Here is a 6971-nt window from a genome sequence, read left to right on the forward strand (position 1 = left end):
GTACTCTTCATCCCTGGCCAAGCGTCCGCTTCGCCGTCACTCACCCGAGGTAGGAGCCGAGTGCGGGAATCCCGCTCGCTCGGATCTGTCCGGGGGGCGCTCGGCAACGGGCGTCCCTACCGGGATAGTGCACAGCGGCCGGCGCTCTGGCAGATTGAGGCTACATCAAAGCACTCGCTCAGGAGGAACAGATCGGTACAAAGCAGTCGTCTCAAACCGTGGCGGGACGTTGCGCGAACGGTTACCATGGGGCGGCCGCTAGTCATCCTCAACGAGCTTTGCGACCTTCCTCTGTATCCTGAGGACGCGAGCGTTTTGGATACGCTAAACTTCAAAGGGCCGCGGCTGAGCTGCGTCACGGATGGCCATCTTCAACGGAAACCACTTCTGCTTCCGGATCGATTTCTCCGGAAACTCATCCGCGATTTCGGGGACGATCTTAGGTACATCAAACCAAGTATCTTGGGAATATTGCTGTGGGTGACGCGAGTGTTTCGATCCAGAGAGAATGTGCTTGACCCCTTCTAGCCGAGACCGCACGTGAGTCCACTATCCGCAGCCCCTTGCGGACATTGAACGCTTCAGCCTCTAGTTCAATCGGCGCCTGAACATCCATGCCGAGGTAGGCATAGTGACGGCGGCGATGGCAACGAGCGCTAACATGTCTGGCACCATCTCATTGATGTGCGCGCCCTCGAGGTAGACGCGGCGGGTGATCGATATCGCGTATTTCAAGGGATTTATCACGGTCGCGTATTGCAAAACCTCTGGCATGTTGTCCGTCGGCGACATCAATCCCGAGAGCAGCATGAAGGGCATGAGGAAGATGAAACACAAAACCATCGCCTGCTGCATGTTTCTTGCCAGCGACGACAGGAATAGCCCAAAACCAATCGCGGCCGCCAGAAACAGCGCAAGTCCCAGGTAGAGGGTAGCGAACGATCCCGCGAAGGGAATCCGAAACCAGAACAGCGCGACCAATAGGATCACAGAGGCCTGGACGGTGCCGACAATCATCGAAGGCACGGCCTTGCCGATCATGATCTCGGTCGGAGTGAAGGGAGCAACGAGGAGCTGGTCGAAGGTCCCTTCCTCACGCTCGCGCGCGACCGACATCGCCGTCAGCAACATAGTCATCATCATTGTTATGGTTCCGATGAGCGACGGTACCATCGTCCACCGGGTTTCGAGTTGCGGGTTGAACCACGCTCGGGTCGTGACTTGGATCGCGCCTGGAGAACGCCTTTGGGCAAGCCAGTTGCTTGAGAAGTCTCCGATGATTGTATTTGCATAACCTTGAGCTACGCCGCTGGTGTTCGAGTTACGCCCGTCGGCAACCACTTGGACGACCGACGATGCGCCGCTCTCAAGCTTTCGTTCGAAATCCTGTCCAATGACGACGATGAGGACCACCTGCTTCGTGTCCAGCAACGCGGCCGCCTGGGCTGTCTGGCTCAGCGTCGCTTGCCGCTGAAACACCCCGGAACCTTCCAGCTTGGCGACAAGGGCCCTCGAGGTCGCGCTGTGATCCTGATCGACCAGCGCATACGGGACGGTGTTGAGATCGTAGCTAGCCGCATAACCGAAGATGAAGCACTGAAGGATTGGCGGCAGCAGCACGCTTGCACGGCTCTTCGGATCCTTCAGCATGACAAGGAGTTCCTTACGGATAATTGTCAGGATTCGAAGCAACGACGCCAGCATCATGCGATCCTCTTTCGGGTAAGCCTCACCGAGAGTCCAAGCAACACTGCTGCCATGGCGGCGAGTACAGCGGCGTTTGGCAGGATGACCCCCCAGATGTTGCCGGCGAGGAACAAAGTCTGGAGGAGCGTCACGAAGTAGCGTGCGGGGAATATGTAGGTGATGATCTGGACAGCGAACGGCATACTGCGGGGATCGTACATGAAGCCCGATAACATCATGGCTGGAAGAAAGGTCGCAAACAGGGTGACCTGGCTCGCGACGAATTGGCTCTTGGTCGCCGATGAGATGACCAGCCCGAGGCCGAGCGCGACGAGAAGATAGAGCATCGATACGATGGTGAGGATGACCAGCGAGCCACGAAACGGGACCCCGAACAAAAGCTTGCTGCCGAGGACGCAGAGCGCCAGCCCCGCCAATCCAAGCAGGAAATAGGGGATCGTCTTTCCGAGCAGGATTTCCACTGAACGAACCGGGGTGACGAACAGTGCTTCGAAGGTCCCGCGCTCCCACTCCCGCGCCATGACAAGAGCGGTAAGCAGCGCGCCGATCAGCGTCATCACCAGCACGATGAGACCTGGTACGAGGAAATAGGTGCTGTCGTTGGCTTCGTTGAACCAGAGCCGGCTAACAATCGTGATGCCTGAAACCTTGCCACCGTTTCGGGCCGCCTCCTTCGCTGCCCAGACCCCAACCGCACCCTGCGCATAACCGAGCGAGATCCGCGCCGTATTGGAATCCGCCCCGTTGACGATTAGTTGGACTTCCGCAGTGCTGAGCTGGATCGATCGCGCGAAATCTCTGGGAATGCGGACGATCGCTCTGATATCGTCTGACATCAGCATTTGCTCGGCCTCCACCATGGTCTTGACTCTTCGGGCGGAGAAATAGTCCGAGAGCTCGAAACTTGATGCCATGCCGCGCGCCGCGCCAGAATCGTCTTCAATGACGATGGCCACGGGGACGTTCTTGATGTCCAGGTTGATGCCGTAGCCGAAAAGCACGAGAAGAGCGACCGGCATGATGATGCCGATCGCGATGCTGCTAGGGTCACGCAGGAGCTGCCAGGCTTCCTTGCGCACCAGCGCGCGTATACGCCTGAGTGCCGAGGCCAGGCCACTTCGTCCCTGATCGCTCATGAGGTGCTCTCCTTGGACTTCTGCCGCTCTTTCTCAACGATCGCGATGAATGCTTGCTCCATGGTCGGGGCGTCGTTTTCCGTGCTCTTTGCGTGTGTCCTGATTTCGAGGGGGGTGCCTTCTGCAAGGTTCTTGCCTGCGTCCAGAATGATGATCCGATCGCAGTACTCCGCCTCCTCCATGAAATGGGTCGTCACGATGACCGTGACGCCCTGTTCTGAGAGTGCGGTGATCCGCCCCCAGAACTGCCGCCTCGCCAGCGGGTCGGCCCCGCTAGTCGCCTCGTCGAGGAACAGGATGTCGGGTTCGTGCAACAATGCTGCCGCAAGTGCGAGCCGCTGCTTGAAACCGCCGGGCAACTGTCCGCTCGGAAGGCCAGAGAATTGTCCAAGTTCGAACTGCTCCTTCAGGGTATTGATCCTGTCGCGCTTGGCGCGTCCCCGCAGCCCATACGCGCTGGAAAAGAATTCCAGGTTCTCATCGACAGTGAGTTGGGCGTAGAGGGAGAACTTCTGTGCAACATAGCCGAGCCGCTGGCGTGCTTTTGCCCCCGCAGTCAATAGGTTCGCCCCTGCTACCTGCAGCGTGCCGCTGCTTGCCGGCAAAAGGCCGCAGAGCATCTTGAATGTCGTGCTCTTGCCGGCCCCGTTCGGTCCCAGTAGGCCGTAGACCTCGCCACGCTTCACGCCGAAGCTGACATGGTCCACAGCGGTAAAGTCGCCAAAGGTGCGGACAAGGTCCCGCACCTCTACGATTGTCTCAGCAGAGGCCGGATGGTGGCTCGAACCTTCTGTCCGGCTCTCGCGTCGTTCGTCGCCAGTGGCCTCATTGAAGAGCATCATGAAGGCGTCCTCGAAGCGAGGTTTTACCGCCTCGATCTCAAGCTTTGTACCCACCACCTCGAGCGGTCGTTCATCCTCTGCAGATTTGCGCACCACGCGGACGCGTCCAGCTTCCGGAACTGCATCAACGACGCCGGGAAGTGAAAACAGCCGGGCTTGGAGGGATCGCGCCGCCATGCCCTTTGCGTCCCTCATCAAAAAGCAACACCCTTTTGCCTTCTCTGTAATGTCCGCCGGCCGCCCCTTGGCGAGAACTTGTCCCGCATGCATCAGCACGGCGTGTTCGCAGCGCTCAGCCTCGTCCAGATAGGATGTCGACACGATCACAGACAGCTCGTCTTCCTCGATGAGCTTGTGGACGATCTCCCAAAGCTCGCGGCGGGAGAGCGGATCGACGCCGACGGTCGGTTCGTCGAGGAGCAGCAGTTGTGGCGAGCGGACGAGCGTACAGGCAAGCCCGAGCTTCTGCTTCATGCCTCCCGAAAGCTTGCCCGCCGGCCTTTGCTTGAACCGCCCGAGCTGTGTCATCTCGAACAGCCGCGGGTAGATGTTGTTCCTCTGCTCCTGTTCTATCCCGTGCAGATCGGCATAGAGATCGAGGTTTTCCTGGACGCTCAAGTCCTCGTAAAGACCGAAGCGCTGAGGCATGTAGCTAATCCTGTCCTGGACCTGTTGCGGCGAACGGGCGACGTCGATACCGATGACTTCGATGCTGCCGGCGTCTGGTGCGACCAGGCCGGCGGCCAGTCGCAATAGCGTGGTCTTGCCCGCGCCATCCGGGCCGACCAGGGCCGTCAGCGTTCCGCGAGCCACCTCAAGCGAGATGCCAGCAAGGGCATCGACGGGCTTACCGGCGTCGCGCTTGAAGGTCTTGCGAACGTCCTTGGCGACCAGGGCTGTCTGTTGGGCGTTCATGGCTTTCACCCTATTTCTGCGCGGTCGCTGCGACGTCGCTACCGAGATCCGGTCTCACGGTTGCCGGCATTCCAAGCCTTAGGACGTTATCTGGATCCTCGACAAATACTCGCACCTCGTAGACCAGGCTGCTTCGGAGCTCCTCCGTCTGTACTGTTTTCGGTGTGAACTCGGAGACCGAGGAGATGAAACCGATCCATCCCGGTATCGGCCGTCCCGGAAAGGAATCGACGCTGATGGTTGCCTTCATCCCAGGGCGCAGTAGCCCGATTTGCGTCTCGGAGACATAGGCGCGAACCCATTTAGGATTGACTGTGGCGAGCGAGAACGCTGTCCGCGTCGGCGAAGCCATTTCCCCCGGCTCGATTAGCCGGGATCGCACGATCGCTTCGACTGGGGCTACCAAATTGGCTTCCGCGAGCTGCTGATGCAGCAGGGCAACATTGGCATCCGCCGCGCGAAGCTGCGCCTCTGCTTCTTCGATGTCCTCGATCCGGGGACCGATCACAAGCAGATCCAATGCCTTCTGATTAACCTCCACCTTGGCATCGGCCTGCTTCGATTCCGATTCCGCCATCTCAAGCGAGCGCTGGCTGGCGACGGCTCGCAGAGCAAGGGAGCCTTGGCGCTCATACTGCGCCCTCGCGTTCGCCGCCTCAACCTTCGCCGATCCGAGATTGGCGCGCGCCTGGGCGATGTCCTCCGGGCGACTGCCGTTCTTTAGCCGGGCAAGGTTGGCGCGCTGGCTTGCCGCTTGCGCCTCCGCTTGCGCCGCTTGGGGAGCGAGCCTGCTGGTATCCAGCCTCCCGAGCACCTGATCCTTTTTTACCCGATCCCCCTCCTCGACGAGCACCTCCGCGACCCGCTCGCTCCCGTTGAAGGCGAGATCGACCTGCCTGAAATCGATGTTTCCATAGAGAACAACTCCCCCGGAGCCGTTGCGGTCATGGAGATACCAATACGCCCCGCCTCCTGTGAGGATCGCGAGAAAAACGACGATAATTAGAATGCGCTTCATGACTTCATTCATCTCCGCGGCTAAGTCGACTTCTCGTTGGTTTTGGTCTGTGCTGCAGGGTCGCTTTGATCAGGTTATTCGGGTTTGGATATCCTCATTCGCGCAGAATAGTCTCCGCGTGCTGGATGGCGAGCTGGTCAAGGTCTGGCGCGCTCGAACCAGAGCCAAACGGCTCGTGGAAGAGTACCCCCATCACAGAGCTGGCTCGCTTTGTCTGAACAGTTCGCGGCGTTTCGTTAAGTGGTTACGCCTCGATCATGCGGCCGCCTTCATGCGCGTGTGCGTATTGTAAAAGATCAAATAACGGCCGATCCCAGCGCGGGCCTCGGACACAATTTTGAAGGCCCGAAGATAAACCTCCTCCTAATTGATCGACCGCCAGAGCCGCTCGACAAGGACGTCGTCCCGCCATACGCCCCCTCCCATCCATCCAACCCACCCTTCTTCAACACCGCCGTGAAGTCGATGGACGTGAAATACGATCCTTGGTCGGTATTGAATATGTCGGGCTTGCCAAACCGGGCAAGGGCCTCCTCAACCGCCTCTATTAGCCGTCTCTATCGTGATCACCATGAAGGCACACAACGAATGAACCAATAGACGACGGCGCAGAGATAGGCGACGCACTATGCCATTGGAATTTAGGTGAGGCCCGGACCCGGTGAACTTGAGCTTGCGTAGGAGATATGAATAGAGGCGCAGCTTCCTCCAGGCGGTCCGCCCGGATTCAACGACGTAATCGCATTCTTCATTTGTGATGATCGGCCCGGCCTACGCGCGCAACCCTTGGAAGACCCGTGGAGGGCGAGCCACCTCAGCCACGAAGACGAATATACCGTGCCATAGAAATCGCCCGAGAAGTCACCGGGCATGATCTCTCACTTCATAAGTGAGCGAGGTAATGCTCTCATTATAAGCGCTTTGACAATCAACCTGCGAAGCCAAGCTCCGCCCTCGCGATTATGCGTGTTGGTTGCACGACTTTGAACGGGAGGGCCTCAGGTCGACAGGCCCATCACTTCATCGCGTATCGGACAATTCCATGGCAAGAACCAGATCAGTTTCCGTAATTTACCGTAACGTACATGCAGCCGGATCTGATTGCTGCTAGCCTGTCTTCATGGCGTTGCGAGGGGCCTCCGCATCCGCAAGTATTTTTCGCTCGACCGGCGGCTGCATTTTCTGCGGGTGCAAGCGAGGTTGCCCCAGACGTCCAGTGGAGACGATGATCCGTCTTCCACCAAAGAAAGAAAAGGTGCGATCATGACAAGGTTTCTTGCTTGGTGTGCAACTTGGCTGGCGGCGGTGTCCTGGCTCGTCATTCCGACAGAGCTACCGACTGCCTACGCGCAG

At 58.8% G+C, this 6971-nt stretch carries 4 protein-coding genes and 1 pseudogene; all 5 read right to left on the reverse strand.

The window, feature by feature from the left end:
- Positions 1 to 588: 588 nt before the first annotated feature.
- Complete coding sequence (locus IB244_RS31110) at positions 589 to 1707, reverse strand: ABC transporter permease (RefSeq protein WP_210334366.1); 1119 nt, start codon at positions 1705 to 1707, stop codon at positions 589 to 591.
- Complete coding sequence (locus IB244_RS31115; protein ID WP_192306879.1) at positions 1704 to 2843, reverse strand: ABC transporter permease; 1140 nt, start codon at positions 2841 to 2843, stop codon at positions 1704 to 1706. Before IB244_RS31115 ends, IB244_RS31110 begins: the two co-directional genes overlap by 4 nt.
- Positions 2840 to 4600: an ATP-binding cassette domain-containing protein gene (locus IB244_RS31120; protein WP_192306881.1), complete on the reverse strand. Its 1761-nt coding sequence runs from the start codon at positions 4598 to 4600 to the stop codon at positions 2840 to 2842. Before IB244_RS31120 ends, IB244_RS31115 begins: the two co-directional genes overlap by 4 nt.
- Before the next feature lie 10 nt (positions 4601 to 4610).
- Positions 4611 to 5618: an efflux RND transporter periplasmic adaptor subunit gene (locus tag IB244_RS31125; RefSeq protein WP_246734802.1), complete on the reverse strand. Its 1008-nt coding sequence runs from the start codon at positions 5616 to 5618 to the stop codon at positions 4611 to 4613.
- Between the two features lie 282 nt (positions 5619 to 5900).
- Positions 5901 to 6235 (reverse strand): annotated as a pseudogene (locus IB244_RS31130) (IS3 family transposase); the annotation flags it as partial.
- Between the last annotated feature and the right edge of the window lie 736 nt (positions 6236 to 6971).

Source organism: Rhizobium sp. RHZ02, assembly GCF_014851575.1.
Classification (GTDB): Bacteria; Pseudomonadota; Alphaproteobacteria; order Rhizobiales; family Rhizobiaceae; genus Rhizobium; species Rhizobium altiplani.